The organism is Halalkalibacter oceani, assembly GCF_040544555.1.
Lineage (GTDB): Bacteria > Bacillota > Bacilli > Bacillales > Bacillaceae_D > Halalkalibacter > Halalkalibacter oceani.
The window spans coordinates 16,670-31,770 of sequence record NZ_JBEPKD010000030.1; the positions used below are offsets into that span (position 1 = coordinate 16,670).

Here is a 15,101-nt window from a genome sequence, read left to right on the forward strand (position 1 = left end):
AAATGAAAATTAATCGAATAGATCATGTAGGAATCATCGTCAACGATCTTCCAGCGGCAAAATCGTTTTTCCTTGACTTCGGTCTTGAAATGATGGGAGAGATGGAAGTGGAAGGAGATTGGGTGGAGCGGATCATAGGTCTTCAGAGCGTTAAAGAGGAAGTTGCTATGTTGCGCACGCCGGACGGTGAGACAACTATAGAACTCGTAAAATTCCACACGCCGACAGATGGAGCCGGAATACAGCACCCTTTGGCAAATACATTGGGAATCCGCCATATTGCCTTCGCTGTTGAGGATGTGGAAGCCATTGTGATGAAATTAAAAAAGAAGGGAGACGAACTGATTGGTGAGATACAAGACTATAAAAACACTTATAAACTATGCTACATTCGCGGACCAGAGGGAATTATTTTAGAGCTGGCAGAGCAAATCAACTAAACGAACGTGAATTCGTCAATTTCTTATCATCATCATACATGTTATGACTAAGATAAGGATAGAAGTGAACCGAAAGGATAGTTTATGCTTCCTTTGTACATCAAGTGAAAATGATCGATTTATAAACAGGGTGGCTATAACGAAGAAAAACGCATAGAGATAGATAGGATTGAAGGCTGATGGAATCATCAATATCACCATTACGATCAGCAGGATTCTGTTCAACCAGGTATTGAGCACAGGATTCAACGTAAGCACTCCCTTTTTTGAATGAAACATATTTTAACATATGGATAAGGAGATATATAGAAAAAGTGGGAATTCCACATATATGTTAAGGGGCTGGGGCAAAAGGTTGTTTTTTTTACCTTTTGCCTCAGCCCTCATTGGGCTTCTATGAATGTATGATCGTTGGATTGACGAGATCCTTTCTGCGGTAGACGCTTAGAATAAGACCTAAAATACCAGAGTTAACAAGTAGCATGCTTCCGCCATAGCTGATAAACGGCAGAGAAACTTCCATAAGCGGTACCACTCCAAGGCCCATTAGTATATTCCAGCACGTGGGAACAGCAATCAAGGCAGCTCCGCCGATTACTAATAATCTTCCATACCTATCCTTTGTTTTAAAGGCATTTCTCGAAATACGTACAATGAAAAGCAACAGTATGAGGCAAAGAGCGATTCCGAACGCCCAGCCAAAGGAATAGACGAGAAAAGGAAATACGTAATCTGTGTGCGTAGCTGGCAATTGCCTGATTAAAGCAGTGGAAAATCCGTTACCGAGCCATCCTGCCTGTGAAAGAATATCTCTGACAAGTAAATAGGTATACCCTGCACCATGTGGATCAGCATTTGGATTTAGAAATATTAATAGTCTCGTTAAACGGTAGCTAGAAGCCAGAAAGACATTGAACAAAAGTATACTCATCATCACATTGGCGGCCACTAATGTAAAAGCTAATTTCCTATGGACGTTAGAACAAGCAAACATAGTTAGAAGACAAAAAAAGTAAATGATGCCCAACATCATATGTGGAAGTACCAAGTAGAAAAGGATCGGCACCCAGAATAGAATAAACAGTAGCGCTTGTTTCATCCAAGTGTTGAACGTATTGATATTGTACAAGATCCCCGCCCACGCAAGAAAAAATAAAAATAAGGTTATCGCTGATGAATCAACGGACATCCCCGCGATCGAAATCCACCTTACGGCTCCATTCTTCATAAGACCAAATAGATACGTATACAACAGCAAAAGCAAACCACTTCCGTAAAAGAACCACCAATATTTTTTTAGCTTTCGATAATCGAAGAATAAAAAAGCAACGATAGCAACAACAGCAAGAGTCAACCAGATGGCCTGCCGGCTGAAATAAAAAGTGCTTGGTAATGACATCGCAAGATTTCCATGGATCAATGGCAGGAAGCTATTTCCGGCAATGATGACAAATAAAGCAATCAGGAGCCAATCGATTTTCGGACGATGAAGGCGATTTAAGTTTTCTCCGAGAGTAAAGGGGTTGCCCATCTCCTGAATGGCTCTTTCATCTGCTTCTTCTTTAGAGGCTGTTTTTTGCTGAAAGGAATGGCTGAGCTCCTGAAGGTGGTGGGTAAGCTCTTTTTTGATTATGCTGTGAGCTTCCTTGGCTTTCACTTTAGAGGTTACTTTCGTTAAAAATTCCTCGAAATTAGAAGAACTCATAGAGCTGCCTCCTCAAGTAAGTGTTTAAGCGCCAGCTGCTGTTTTACGCTTCCACGTTTGTAAGCAGCTACGTATTTTTCCCCTTTTTTAGATAAGGCATAGTATTTCTTTTCTTCCTTCCATTGTGACGTGAGGAAATGTTTGTTTTCTAGGAGATGTAAGAGTGTATAAAGCTGTCCTTCATTGCTTTGGAAACTGCGTTCATTTTTTTGTATGAGCTGGGTGGAGATGTCGTAGCCGTGCTTTGCTCCAAATTGAAGCGATTCGAAGATGGCTACTAGCGTCTCGATATTCCACGAATGAAGCTGGTGTTGAGACAGTTTTCCATGGATAACGTCTTTTACTGCCTTTTTTCGCTCTTCTGAAAAGGAGAATTCCTTAAAAACAGTGTTTTTCATCGTGCTTTTTAGATTGCTGAATGGATCGCTCATCGTTAAACCTCCTTTATCATGCTGTCTTTTAATAATTCTTTCGCGCGCTTTAGTCTTGTTTTGATCGTATTAATATTTACGGCAGTGATCTTGTTTATTTCAGCTAAGGAAAGCTCTTCATAGTAATGGAGAAAAACGACTTCTCTATATTTTACAGGTAGCTCCATAACAGCAAGAGCCAAACGGTTTTCTTCGTTCTTAGCAATGATCTCTTCTTCAACATGTTTTGCTTTGGAAGGGAGGTAGTTAAACACTTTCTCGTTTAGTGATATTTTCCGATAATGCCAGCTTCGTAAATAGTCCTTACAATGATTGCTGGCTATTCGGTATACCCATGTTTTGATCGATGCCTGTTGATTAAATTGATCTAATTTTTCATAACACTTAATAAAGATTTCTTGGGTCAAATCCTCCGCGGTCGTTCTGTTTCTTACATATGTATAAACAAGGTGGAGGAGATCATCGCTATATTCGTGCATTAATTGATCAATGATCTGTTCCTTATCTGTTATCATTTCATCGGTTATGGCGACTTGTTTCAGCTCATTCATTTACGTTTCACCTCCTCCTACATATTAGACGAGGCTAACCTCTTTTTGGTTTGAAAATGAATAGAGGAAAGCAGGATGTATCAGAGCCCGGAAAAACCTTTTTCTCCGGGCTCTGATATTAATTGAAAATCTCTATTTTATTCTCTTGATGAATATCTTCCGTTCCGGCGTCCAATGCTGTTTTGTAATAGGAGCATTTGTGCTCGATCACTTCCATTGTTTGTTGTAGTTCTTTCATTTTTGCTTCGACGGCGGCTTTTCGTTCCAAAAACATCTCATATCTTTTTTGCAAGGTTGAATCTCCTTCCATGCACCAGCTGATGAAATTTTTTATCTCTTTAATTGGCATCCCGGTCGATTTCAAACATTCAATCACCTTTAACGCATTGATATCAGATTCTTTAAACAACCGTTTTCCCCCGGCTGTCCGTTCCACAAAAGGAATAAGTCCTTCTTTATCGTAGTAGCGCAACGTATAGACGGTAAGATTCAATTCTTTAGCAACCTCGCTGATCGAATAGGTTTTCATCCTTTTTCTCCCTTCGATACTATTTGGACGTAGAGTTAACTTTAGGTTGTGGGAAATTCTATCATTGTATGTTTCAGTCGTCAAAGTCCATGCTTAATGGGCGTGGCCGGCTAAAATAAAAGGCTGCTGGAACTAGTTTTGATTCATTACTTGACCTAGAGTTAGCTATAAGTATTACGATTATTTGTGAAGAGAACGTACGAGTCTCTTGCACAGTCTATATTTTGGGAGGTTTTATCAATGATAACGGCTAAAGCACGGGCTGTCGACGGCCCAGACAAATCCTTTCGAGCAGCCGAAATTAAGCGGCGCGAGCTTGATGTGCATGATGTATTAATTGAAATTAAATATTCTGGAATCTGTCATTCTGATATCCATACTGCACAGGGGGAGTGGGGCCCGGTTCAGTACCCGCTCGTCCCCGGACATGAGATTGCCGGAATTGTAACAGCTGTCGGGGACGGGGTAACGAAGCATAAAGTTGGTGACCGGGTAGGAGTAGGATGTATGGTTGATTCCTGCGGCGAATGCGAGAATTGCCGTATGGGGGAAGAACAGTACTGTCTGAAAGGCAATATCCCTACCTACGCTGGTGTCGACAAATATGGTGAGTATACGCAAGGTGGTTATTCCACTCATATTGTTGTAACTGAAGACTTTGTCGTGAGCATCCCTGATAACATAGAACTTGATGCGGCTGCACCATTGCTGTGCGCAGGCATTACGACATATTCACCATTAAATCACTGGGGAGCCGGGCCAGGTAAGAAGGTGGCGGTCGTTGGTATGGGAGGACTTGGTCATATGGCGGTCAAGATCGCCCACGCCATGGGGGCGGAAGTAACGGTTCTCTCCCAAACATTAAAGAAAAAAGAAGACGGCCTGCAATTCGGGGCAGTCGATTACTTTGCGACGAGCGAGCCGGAGACATTCGAGAAGCTGGCCGGTACGTTTGATCTGATCATTAACACCGTCAGTGCAAAAATTGATATTAGTGCATACCTTTCCCTGCTAACGCTCGATGGAACGCTGGTAAACGTCGGTGCCCCTGCCGAGCCGCTGGAAGTAAACGCGTTCTCTTTGATCGGCCACCGTCGTTCATTTGCGGGCTCCATGATCGGGGGCATCCGCGAAACGCAGGAAATGCTCGATTTTTGCGGGAAGCATCAGATTGTACCCCAGATTGAAGTCATATCTGCCGATCAAATTGACGAGGCGTACAAACGAGTGTTAGCGTCAGATGTGAAATACCGTTTTGTTATTGATATTAACACGATGTAGCCATGATTTGAAGACGAGGCTGGGAAAAGGGTAAAAAACCTTTTTTTCAGCTTTTTTGATTTAAAAGGTAGATACAGCTTGCTCATACAAAGAAAATTTCAAAAAATTAAACAAAACCCGCTGAATAATCGGTATGATATAGAAATACATACGATGAGTTGCATCACTCGATATTATCTCCCTTGAAGGGGTGAGTCAAGATGGCACTTAAAGCCCGGATGTCTGCGAACCCGATTGTAGTTGTCGCAATCGTGACAGCGTTAAGTCTTTTAGGAGATTCCATGCTGTATATTGCTTTGCCTATTTATTGGGAATCGGCAGGGCTTGAATCGATTTGGCAGGTTGGGGTGCTGCTGTCGATCAATCGCTTTATTAGACTGCCTTTCAGTCCGATAATTGGTTGGGTGTACAACCATATTTCATTAAAGACCGGGATGGTCATAGCGATTTTGTTAGGCGGGTTCACCACAATCGGCTATGGTATTTTCGAAGGGTTTGCCGCCTGGGTTATTTTGCGTGCCCTGTGGGGCGTGGCCTGGTCCTTTTTTCGAATCGGGGGTCTGTCGATTGTGGCCGTGCATGCCGATAAGGAACATCGGGGGCGGTCGATGGGGTTATATAATGGGCTTTACCGCACCGGGAGTCTGATGGGGATGCTGATTGGGGGGCTGTTAGTTCCTTTCATTGGATTGAGCACTGTCGCCATTGGATTTGGTTTATTGACGCTTCTCGGTTTGCCTTTACTAGCGGCTTCAACTATTTCTCACGGTCAGGCGGACCTTGAAAAAAAAGAGGACGTAAAGCAAGGGAAGGCTTTTATCGGCAAACCGGGGTATAAAATGACGATTATCGTTTCCGGCTTTTTCATTGCGATGTTATATCAGGGGATATTGGCATCGACTTTAAGTTCGGTGATTGGACATTTTTATGGAGAGCATATTTCCATTTTGAATGTCGTTGTCAGTGTCACGTTATTATCCGGCATCATTCAGGCGATGAGGTGGGGATGGGAGCCGTTCCTCGGAAGGGCGGTCGGTCACTGGTCTGATGGCTCGCGGGGAAGGCTGCCGATTTTCATTTCGTCTTTAGTATTTGCTGGAGTTGTTTTTGGAATGATCTCGCTCAGTCTCCCGATAGGTGTCTGGCTCTTCATTACGCTTTTAGCGTTGGCCGGGGCGACTATTTTAACGACGATTATCGACACGATTGCACTGGACACTTCAAAGACGGCCAATGTCGTTTCTTTCCTTACGATCTATGCCGTTGCTCAGGATGTAGGAGCGGCTTTAGGCCCGGTTCTTGGTTACTTCTTACTCCAGTTTGGCGCCGGCTTTAGCTATTTATATTGGGGAGGGGCGGCGATTCTTTTTGTTTTGGCGATGAGCTGGTCGGTTGTGGAAAAAAAGGCTTGACCTGTCAATCAAGGGCGGTGAAAATAAAGTAAGCAAAGCGTAGTAAGGAGCTGGACTTTTTACTGCCAATAACGGATGGGGGATAGCGGCTTGTTTTCTTTTAAACAGATAGTGAAAATAGCTGTGGTGGTTGGTTTTATCGGACTTGTGGCAGCTCCTTTTGCCATGATTTATCTTCTGAACAATGGCAACCCTTATCACAATTATCTTATCAATAAACATATTCCTGCCCACCTGGAGCAAGTGGGATATACGGAAGATGATATTGTAAAGCAGCATAGAATCGAACCGAAGCACGGGATCAACCGCACTGTTTATCATGCTCATTATAGGGTGATTTTTCAGGATGAGCCTCAATTGGAATACTTATATGGGTTGACCAAAAAGGGGAAAAACGTTGTCCAGTTCTGTGAGAAAAATACATTGATTGACGGAGTAGCTCACTACGGGGAACCGACAACGGAGAAAACAGCGCATAGTGAAGAGGAATGTATAGGATATTTAGACAATAGGGGTTAACTTTGACGCTTATCGCTCGGCATTTCATAAAAAAAGCAATAAAGAAAGCCAAGTCCGGCAATTTTTCAGGGCAGGTTGGCGTTTTTTAAGAATTGATGTATCAAATTATGATATATGTATAGACGGATATATCAAATTGTGATATATTTTCTTTAGATCGATGTATCAAATTATGATATATCCTCGAATGATATATGGGGGTGATCAGTTGAAGACAACTGAGCAATTAACGGATTCGATGTTTTATATAATGGCTGCTTTAACGAAGCCGAGACATGGTTATGCGATTATGAATTTAATTGAAGAGACGACAAAAGGAGCGATTACGATAGGCCCGGCTTCCATGTATACGATTATTAAAAAGCTATTAAAGCAGGAGTGGATTTATTTACATGATGGGTCGGATTCCCGGCGCAAAACCTATTTGCTGACGGAGACGGGCAGGGAAGTATTAGAGGAAGATCTGAAGCTGAGAAAGCTGATGATTCAATTAGCGGAAAGTGGATTGAAGGAGGGAGAAGAATGAAACAAACAAAATATATTATGTCAGGCGGATTGGCTTTTGCCGAGGAGAAGGACATGGAGAAATTACGTCGTTTTTCGTTGAAGGGCTGGCATGTCAATGACATTAAGTTTATGGGGTATACGCTCGAAAAAGGGGAAAGCTTAGACTATATCTACAGTGTAGATTATCGGTCACTAAAAGAGGAGGAAGAGGAGGAGTACTTTGATTTCTTTTCAGCTGCCGGCTGGACGCATGTTGCTTCGGAAGGGAATATTCATTTGTTTAGAGCGGCCCCGGGTACAAAGCCGATTTACAGCGATCGGGACACGACGGTTGAAAAATATGAAAATCTGAATGGTCTCACAAAAGCTCTGGTAATTCCGTTAATCGTCGTCACTGTACTCGTCTGGCTCGGAACGATGATAAGCGCTGGCAGCTTAAAATCCGTTCTTCAAGTAGTAGCTGTTATTCTCACAATCATTGCCATCCCGGCTGCTTGGACGGCAATCGCCACTTACAGTAATAAATGGAAGGTCGAAGGAAAGAAAGGCCTGGCGAAAGGAGTGAGGATGATCCCATTTGTTCTTTTCGCTATTGCGGTAATGGTCGTGGCATTTGTGGATGGTTCAAGGAGCGCGATTCACCTTCTTGCGTATATGGTCATTGGAGCGGTCGCTCTGCCAAGCGTTATTTGGGGCATTATGTCTCTTTATCATAAAATGAAGAGAAGCCGGACTTAGTATAGAGGAGCTTAAGACAAAGCTACCCTTGACCTATTTGGCGGTGCCGCTCATTGGCTTAGGGCTGGAAAAAAGGTAAAGACACAACCTTTTTCCCGGCCCTTTTTTGCGTTTATCCTGTCTTCGTTTTAAGAAAGTTGTTGCGCGATACTCTGAGCGTGTATATAATGTATATAAATTATATATACAATATGTACAGATATTCAAAAGTGCTGGACATCCAAAAAATAAAGAAGAGGGATCGACATGCAAATTATTATTTCCAACAGTTCAAAGGAGCCGATTTATGAACAAATTACGAACCAAATTAAATCGCTTATTTTAGCGGGTGAGCTTCAGGAGGGAGCGGCGTTACCTTCTATACGCCAGCTCGCAAAGGATTTGCAAATTAGTGTGATTACGACAAAGCGTGCCTATGAGGAATTGGAGAAGGCAGGGTTTATCTATTCCATTGTTGGAAAAGGTTCGTTTGTCGCCGAGCAAAATTTAGAGGTTATTAGAGAGAAGAAGCTGAAGGTCATCGAGGAACAGCTGACTGCGGTGATCACGAACAGCAGGGAGATCGGGCTGACCCTTGATGAACTGCAGCAATTGCTGAAGATTTTGTATGAGGAGTGAAGAGAATGGAGCATGTAGTTGAAATGAAAAATGTAAGCAAAACATTCAATGGGTTTTCCGTTCACAATATGAATTTAGCAGTAAAGCAGGGCTTTGTGACCGGGTTTATCGGCGCGAATGGGGCCGGGAAGTCAACGACGATTAAGATGATGATGAATCTGTTAAAGCCGGATGACGGTGAGGTGAAGCTGTTCGGTTTGGATTACAGGACGCATGAGAAGGCGATCAAGGAGCGCATCGGCTTCGTCTACGATGGCAATGTCTTTTATGAAGGATTGAACGTAAAGGATATTAAGCGGATCGTCGGGCCGGCATATAAAAGCTGGGATGATGCGTTATTTCATCGCTATGTCGAACGATTTGAACTACCGCTGAACAAAGCGATAAAAACGTTCTCCAAGGGAATGCAGATGAAAGCATCCTTGGCGATCGCTCTTTCCCATCATGCCGAGCTGATTATTATGGATGAACCGACAGCCGGGTTAGATCCGATTTTTCGACGGGAGCTGCTGGACCTGTTGCAGGAATTAATGCTTGATGGCCGCAGAACGATTTTCTTCTCGACGCATATTACGACGGATCTGGACCGGATCGCCGATTACATCGCTTTCATCCAGAATGGCGAAATCGTGTTCAATCAGTCGATTCACGACGTAGCAGAAAATTATGCGCTCGTCAAAGGGGGCGTCGAGCTGCTGGATCGGGACACAGAAAAAGCCTTTGTCCGTATTCATCGCGCGTCGACGGGGTTTGAGGCGTTAACAGATAATATCGGGGCGGTGAAAGAAACATTCGGAAACACAGTGGTGATTGAACGCGCCTCTTTGGAAGATATTATGTACTACTTGAAAGGGGAGAAACAGCATGTTTAATTTAATCAGACGTGATCTTATCCTGCAGAAAAAGCTGTTGCTTATCTATCTTCTTATGGTTGTGTTCTTTATCATGATGGATAAGCATCCGGCGTTTACGTTTCTGATTGCCAGCATTCTGATCCCCTTTAATACGTACACATACGATGAAAGAGCGGAGACGAATATTTTATTGAATTCCTTGCCTTACACCCGCAAGGAAATTATCGCCTCTCGCTATCTTGGCGCCATCGCTTATATGGGGGTGGGCATGGCGGTGGCAAGCGTGGCGTTATTTGTCTTCAACAAACCGTTTACGCTGACTGATATGGCGATTGGGGGTGGCCTGTTTCTAGTGTTTGCATCATTTACCTTTCCAATGTTCTATATTTTTAAACCGGGCTATATTTCAACGGTTGTCCTGATCAGCTTTCTCGTTTTGTCAGCGGTAGGACCGAGTGTTTTTATGTTTTTCGCTGAACGTTTGACGATCATTTCCAATTTCATTGCCAGCTTATCCATGCCGGTTTTGTATATGGGTGCGACGGCTGTCATCATCGTCGTCTATGCTGTCTCCTGGAGCGTGACGACAGTCATTTACCAGCGGAAGGTGTTTTAGCTTTGGAATATGTTTTAGAGCTATGGTAGCTTCGGTTTGTGCCAAAGAGTTGGCACGGTAAGCGGGATGTATAATAATAAAAATAAAACTAGCCGCTTATTAGGAGGGGAGAGAATTGAGTTATCAGGTCGTAAAGACAACCGTGTTTTCCGTGGAAAAGGGCGGGGGAAATCCATGCCCGGTTGTGTTACGCGCAGACGGTTTTAACGACAGCGATGATGCAGAAAATGACCAAGCAATTTGGTCATGAGTTGGCTTTTGTAAAAGCTACACGATCTGACTGCGATCATAAGCTGCGCTTTTTTGTTCCGTTGCATGAGATGGAAATGTGCATCCATGCGACGATCGGCAGCATCACCGTTCTCGTCAGCCGGGGAATGATCAAGCATTCGCCAACGGTAATCGAGACGAAATTAGGACCAATTAAAGTGGAATGGGAGATAAACGGATCAAATGTAGATGTTTGTGTGGAGCAATTCTCACCTCAATTTATGAATGTAAACCCGACAAAGGATGAGGTAGCGAAGGCATTAAATATTAGTACGGATGCCCTCGCTGATTTTCCGATTCAATCCGTTTCCACGTCTTGCTACAAGCTGATTGTGCCTGTAACCAGCACCGATGTCCTCCATAATCTTCAGCCTGATTTTGACTACTTATGGAAGTTGTGTGATGAGTTCAACACGACAGGGTTTTATCCTTTTGCGCTTGAGCCGGAAAGCGGGTGGTCTGTCCAGGCACGTCAATTTCCAAAACGGGCCGGATACAATGAAGACCCGGCAACCGGTGTCGCCGCGTGCGCGCTGGGCGCTTATTTAACTGCAAACAAAGTATTTTCCCCGTTGAAAGCTGGCTGGAACAGCTACCGGATCATTCAGGGAGTTGCAATGGAACGGCCGAGTGTCATTCAGGCCGAAACCTTTCTTAAAGATGATCGAATGACAAGAACCCGAGTAAAAGGAAATGCGGAAGAGAACAAGCATAGGGGATTGGCATAATACATGGAAGAGCAGGAAGCTGGAGCGTATCTTCAGCTTCGTGCGTTTGTTTCTCTGATTTTGCGGCAGTAGAGGAAGCCGTTTTTTCATTGACTATTCTACAATATTGTAGGGCTATCATCATTATGGTACAGTTTTACTATTCTAGTAAGAACGGATGTCTTTGACTTTTAGCATTGCAGTTAACGAAGAAAGGTGCTCAGAAACGATGGAAAATCAGTTTTATGTGGGCTGGGGAACGCTCGCCCTTATTAATGCAGGATTAGCGCAAGGAAAAAACAGGTCCGGACTCAATTGGTTTTTTATTTCGTTGCTGCTTGGACCTATTGCCACCTTGTTGCTCGTCATTCAAGAAAAGCTGCCGGAAAAACAGTAGAAGTAGGGGACAGCTTCAAGAAGGTGAGAACAAGGCCCAGGCTCCTTGCGAGGTGTGTAAGGTGGAGACTTACCTTCCTTGTAATTCTTTAAGTGCGTCCCACATTTTCGTGGTCGTTTTCCAATTGCGGGCGGTAATAGATTGATAAATGTCTTTTTTTACTAGCCTACTAAGGTAGCTTTTCGTATAATCTGGATTGTCAGGTCCCGGCCGCCGGTAATAAATGGCATGTGAACCTTGCCACGCCATATCGATTCCCGGTCGTACCATTACTTCTTTCATGACCTGATCGGACGTCACATCAAGCAAAAATAGAACATCATAACGATAGTCGTTTGCTTGCGACTCCTCTCCATACCCATGTGGAGCCTCCTCGATAATCACACGATAGGTCTCAAAGTCCAGCGCTAACACTTTGATTAAGGTGCTGTCCAATTCAAATTGATTTGCGAGCAACATTTCAATTTGTCTGGCCAACTCTTGAGCGGACAGGTCGGACTGCAACACGATATTGCCGCTTTGAATATAGGTCTGGACGTTTTGGCAGCCGTTTTCATGTAAACATGTGCGAAGGTCCGCCATTTTGATTTTATTTTTCCCGCCGACATTAATGCCCCGCAGATAGACAACATAGCTTTCCATGACTTCTCTCCTTTCATCAGACAGCTTTTCTGTTAGTATAGCACTTTTTAAAGTGGGAACGCTTACTACTGCTAAGCTGAATAAAACATTGAAGGTCGTTTTATGCTCTTACAGCGGTGAAGAAAGTCCGTAATTTGTGAAATGATTAATCAGTTCCGCCATTTCCTGTGGTGATTTGTCCATCCCGTTATCGAGCCATTCTTTCAAAACATGTAAACTGCCGCTGATCACATAGAGGCTCATATATTCTGAGATTTTTTAATCGGCTTTGTGAATGCTCCTCCAATGCTTCATGATGAATTCCTCGGTAATTTTCATCACTTTCTGCTGAAATTGAGGATCGCCGTGTTCACTTAATAGGATTTGACAGACATCACGGTTGTCCGCCACATACTCCAGCAGCTTTTCCGTCATCTGCAGTGCTTCTTCTTCCTCACTAAAATTGTAGCTGCCGAGCGTTTGCCGCATATCGGTCAGGATTTCTTCTTCTATCTTTGTCAGCAGGTCGAACGGGTCTGCATAGTGGGAGTAGAACGTAGAGCGGTTAATATCGGCAAGTTCGCATAGTTCTTTTACGGTAATCGAAGAAATTTGCTTCTCTTTTAACAGGGTCATTACACTTTCCTTCAGCATCATCCGGGTATATTTTTTTCGTCGGTCAAGCTTGGCATTCATCATCGTTCACCCTTTTGTAAAAAAATATCCAACATACATTCTAAATCTGTCGGGCAACAAACGGATGTTACTAAACTGTTTGTTGTTTCGGCAACACCGTGTTTATATAATGATAATATGTCAGAGGCTATAAAACAAGAAAGGGTGGATGATCATCAAGTTAGCAGCGAGAATTACAACACATAAAAAAATGATTGTCATCACTTTCATTCTTCTTGCGGTGATCTCAATAGCAGCGCAATTTTTTGTGTCTGTAAATTATAATATGGCGGATTATTTGCCAGATGAAGCGCAATCGACACGGGCGGTTGACGTGATGGAAGATGAATTTACTTCTTCGGTCCCTGATACGAGGGTCATGGTGGAGAATGTCAGTATACAGGAGGCGTTGCAGTTTAAAGAAAGACTTGCCGCGATTGACGGCGTCTCTGATGTGATGTGGCTTGATGATGCGGTAGATATAAAGATGCCGATTGAAGTGGCTGATGCCAGTACGGTTGAGACGTACTATAAGGACGAAATAGCGCTGTTTCAGCTAAGTATTCGGCCGGGTGAGGAAGTACGAATTACGGATGAAATCTATCAGTTAATTGGCGAGGAAGGGGCGATGGCCGGGGAAGCGGTCAATACTGCTACTGCTCAGAAAATGGCCGGGACGGAAACGGTGTATGCCGCCGCCCTGCTTGTGCCGATTATTATCCTGATTCTCGTATTATCAACGACTTCATGGGTGGAGCCGCTCTTTTTTCTCGTGGCAATCGGGGTTTCTGTTCTGATCAATTTGGGCACGAACATTTTTATCGGAGAGGTGTCCTTTGTCACGCAATCGGTGGCGCCGATATTGCAGCTCGCCGTGTCACTTGATTATGCGATTTTTCTGTTGCACAGTTTTCAGGAATATCGGAAAAAAACGACTAACCCGGAAGAGGCGATGCAGCTTGCGATGAAGCAGTCGTTCGCCCCGATTGCAGCGAGCGCGGCGACGACCTTCTTTGGTTTCATGGCTTTAATGCTGATGAGCTTTGAGCTTGGCGCCGATCTAGGTTTAAGCTTGGTAAAGGGGATTTTGCTGAGCTTTATTAGTGTGATGGTGTTCTTTCCCGCTTTAACCTTGGTGTTTTACAAATGGATGGACAAAACACAGCACAAACGTTTTGTTCCAAGTTTTGCGGGAATCGGCCGGCGTGTGATGAAAATGAAGTACCCGTCCTTGCTCCTTGTACTGGCGATTTTGATTCCGAGCTTTCTTGCGCAAAGCAACACGGCGTTCACATACGGGCTTGGAGAGCAGCCGGAGTCAACACGTACCGGGGCCGACTTGATCGCGATTAAGGAAGCGTTTGGCGAATCGACGCCGATTGTGCTGCTCGTGCCAAAAGATGATGTTGTCAAAGAAGAGAAGCTCATTCATGAATTGGAGGACATCGGGCATGTGACGAATGTCATTTCGTATGTCAATACGGTAGGCAGCGCCATTCCGCCGGAGTATTTGGAGGAAGAGGTCACGAGTGAGTTTTTATCGGCGCATTACAGCCGCCTCATCATTAATACCGAGCGGGAAAAAGAAGGAGATATCCCGTTTTCTATTGTAGAAACGGTGCAGGAAAAAGCCGCCTCTTATTACGGCGACAAGACGCTGAGCCTCGGTGAAAGCGTGGCACTGTATGATATTAAAAACACCGTGCAAAAGGACAATACATTTGTCAATACGATGACTGTCGCAACGATTGCGATCGTCCTTCTTCTAACGTTCAAGTCGATTTCGCTTCCGGTCATCCTGCTCATCACGATTCAGGCTGCTGTCTGGATCAACTTATCGATTCCGTATTTTACGAATACGTCGTTTGATTTTATCGGCTATTTGATTATTAGTACGGTACAGCTGGCGGCGACGGTCGATTATGCGATTTTATTTACTGAGACGTATAAAGAGAAGCGAAGAGAAATGCCGGCACTGAAAGCGATCATCGATACATTGGACGAAAAGACATTCTCGATTTCGGTTTCGGCTTCCATTTTATCGAGCATCGGCTTTATTTTATGGATTACGTCAACGAATCCGGTCGTATCCTCGATTGGATTGTTGCTCGGCCGGGGGGCGCTTTTAGCGTTTGTGCTCGTTCTCTTCTTCCTGCCGGCGATGCTGTATGCGCTTGATAAAGTGATTCGGAAAACAACATTACAAGCAAACTTTTATAAGGGGAAATGA

General features: G+C 43.9%; 18 protein-coding genes and 1 pseudogene. 13 read left to right on the forward strand and 6 right to left on the reverse strand.

Annotated elements, in window-relative coordinates:
• Positions 1-2: 2 nt before the first annotated feature.
• Positions 3-440, forward strand: coding sequence for a VOC family protein (locus ABMB67_RS20710; RefSeq protein WP_354573192.1), 438 nt, complete (start codon positions 3-5; stop codon positions 438-440).
• Positions 441-834: 394 nt separating this feature from the next.
• On the opposite strand, the gene ABMB67_RS20715 is transcribed toward ABMB67_RS20710, so the two are convergent.
• From ABMB67_RS20715 to ABMB67_RS20730, 4 genes are all read right to left on the reverse strand, one after another.
• Positions 835-2,145: an FtsW/RodA/SpoVE family cell cycle protein gene (locus ABMB67_RS20715; protein ID WP_354573193.1), complete on the reverse strand. Its 1,311-nt coding sequence runs from the start codon at positions 2,143-2,145 to the stop codon at positions 835-837.
• Positions 2,142-2,576 (reverse strand): PadR family transcriptional regulator, encoded by a 435-nt coding sequence (locus ABMB67_RS20720; RefSeq protein WP_354573194.1) that lies wholly within the window; start codon positions 2,574-2,576, stop codon positions 2,142-2,144. Before ABMB67_RS20720 ends, ABMB67_RS20715 begins: the two co-directional genes overlap by 4 nt.
• Before the next feature lie 2 nt (positions 2,577-2,578).
• A complete protein-coding gene (locus ABMB67_RS20725) occupies positions 2,579-3,127 on the reverse strand; it encodes a sigma-70 family RNA polymerase sigma factor (RefSeq protein WP_354573195.1) in 549 nt (182 codons plus the stop codon).
• Between the two features lie 118 nt (positions 3,128-3,245).
• Positions 3,246-3,656 carry a MerR family transcriptional regulator gene (locus ABMB67_RS20730; protein ID WP_251225113.1) on the reverse strand — a complete coding sequence of 137 codons (411 nt, stop codon included), beginning with the start codon at positions 3,654-3,656 and terminating at the stop codon, positions 3,246-3,248.
• 240 nt (positions 3,657-3,896) lie between these two features.
• Here ABMB67_RS20730 and ABMB67_RS20735 point away from each other — a divergent pair, with 240 nt between their 5' ends.
• The 11 genes from ABMB67_RS20735 (at position 3,897) to ABMB67_RS20785 (ending at position 11,575) form a co-directional block, all read left to right on the forward strand.
• Positions 3,897-4,937, forward strand: coding sequence for an NAD(P)-dependent alcohol dehydrogenase (locus tag ABMB67_RS20735; protein ID WP_354573196.1), 1,041 nt, complete (start codon positions 3,897-3,899; stop codon positions 4,935-4,937).
• Positions 4,938-5,137: 200 nt separating this feature from the next.
• Entirely contained in the window at positions 5,138-6,349 is a 1,212-nt protein-coding gene (locus ABMB67_RS20740) for an MFS transporter (RefSeq protein ID WP_354573197.1), read from the forward strand.
• Between the two features lie 90 nt (positions 6,350-6,439).
• Positions 6,440-6,868, forward strand: coding sequence for a DUF3139 domain-containing protein (locus ABMB67_RS20745; RefSeq protein ID WP_251225117.1), 429 nt, complete (start codon positions 6,440-6,442; stop codon positions 6,866-6,868).
• A gap of 208 nt (positions 6,869-7,076) precedes the next feature.
• Positions 7,077-7,394 (forward strand): PadR family transcriptional regulator, encoded by a 318-nt coding sequence (locus tag ABMB67_RS20750; RefSeq protein WP_251225118.1) that lies wholly within the window; start codon positions 7,077-7,079, stop codon positions 7,392-7,394.
• A complete protein-coding gene (locus tag ABMB67_RS20755) occupies positions 7,391-8,113 on the forward strand; it encodes a DUF2812 domain-containing protein (RefSeq protein WP_354573198.1) in 723 nt (240 codons plus the stop codon). The genes ABMB67_RS20750 and ABMB67_RS20755 overlap by 4 nt, the downstream gene beginning before the upstream one ends.
• A gap of 246 nt (positions 8,114-8,359) precedes the next feature.
• Entirely contained in the window at positions 8,360-8,731 is a 372-nt protein-coding gene (locus ABMB67_RS20760) for a GntR family transcriptional regulator (protein WP_251225120.1), read from the forward strand.
• 5 nt (positions 8,732-8,736) lie between these two features.
• Positions 8,737-9,603 carry an ABC transporter ATP-binding protein gene (locus ABMB67_RS20765; RefSeq protein WP_354573199.1) on the forward strand — a complete coding sequence of 289 codons (867 nt, stop codon included), beginning with the start codon at positions 8,737-8,739 and terminating at the stop codon, positions 9,601-9,603.
• Positions 9,596-10,201: an ABC-2 transporter permease gene (locus ABMB67_RS20770; protein ID WP_354573200.1), complete on the forward strand. Its 606-nt coding sequence runs from the start codon at positions 9,596-9,598 to the stop codon at positions 10,199-10,201. The genes ABMB67_RS20765 and ABMB67_RS20770 overlap by 8 nt, the downstream gene beginning before the upstream one ends.
• Before the next feature lie 115 nt (positions 10,202-10,316).
• Positions 10,317-10,451: a hypothetical protein gene (locus ABMB67_RS20775; RefSeq protein WP_354573201.1), complete on the forward strand. Its 135-nt coding sequence runs from the start codon at positions 10,317-10,319 to the stop codon at positions 10,449-10,451.
• Positions 10,429-11,199: a PhzF family phenazine biosynthesis protein gene (locus tag ABMB67_RS20780; RefSeq protein ID WP_354573202.1), complete on the forward strand. Its 771-nt coding sequence runs from the start codon at positions 10,429-10,431 to the stop codon at positions 11,197-11,199. The genes ABMB67_RS20775 and ABMB67_RS20780 overlap by 23 nt, the downstream gene beginning before the upstream one ends.
• A gap of 208 nt (positions 11,200-11,407) precedes the next feature.
• On the forward strand, positions 11,408-11,575 hold the full coding sequence (locus tag ABMB67_RS20785; RefSeq protein WP_251225123.1) for a hypothetical protein: 168 nt from the start codon (positions 11,408-11,410) through the stop codon (positions 11,573-11,575).
• Between the two features lie 69 nt (positions 11,576-11,644).
• Here ABMB67_RS20785 and ABMB67_RS20790 read toward each other — a convergent pair whose 3' ends face one another.
• Both ABMB67_RS20790 and ABMB67_RS20795 read right to left on the reverse strand, forming a co-directional pair.
• Complete coding sequence (locus ABMB67_RS20790) at positions 11,645-12,217, reverse strand: DUF1697 domain-containing protein (RefSeq protein WP_354573203.1); 573 nt, start codon at positions 12,215-12,217, stop codon at positions 11,645-11,647.
• A 108-nt stretch (positions 12,218-12,325) separates the two neighbouring features.
• Positions 12,326-12,895: pseudogene (locus ABMB67_RS20795) on the reverse strand (TetR/AcrR family transcriptional regulator).
• 145 nt (positions 12,896-13,040) lie between these two features.
• On the opposite strand from ABMB67_RS20795, the gene ABMB67_RS20800 reads away from it, so the two are divergent.
• Positions 13,041-15,101 carry an efflux RND transporter permease subunit gene (locus tag ABMB67_RS20800; protein WP_354573204.1) on the forward strand — a complete coding sequence of 687 codons (2,061 nt, stop codon included), beginning with the start codon at positions 13,041-13,043 and terminating at the stop codon, positions 15,099-15,101.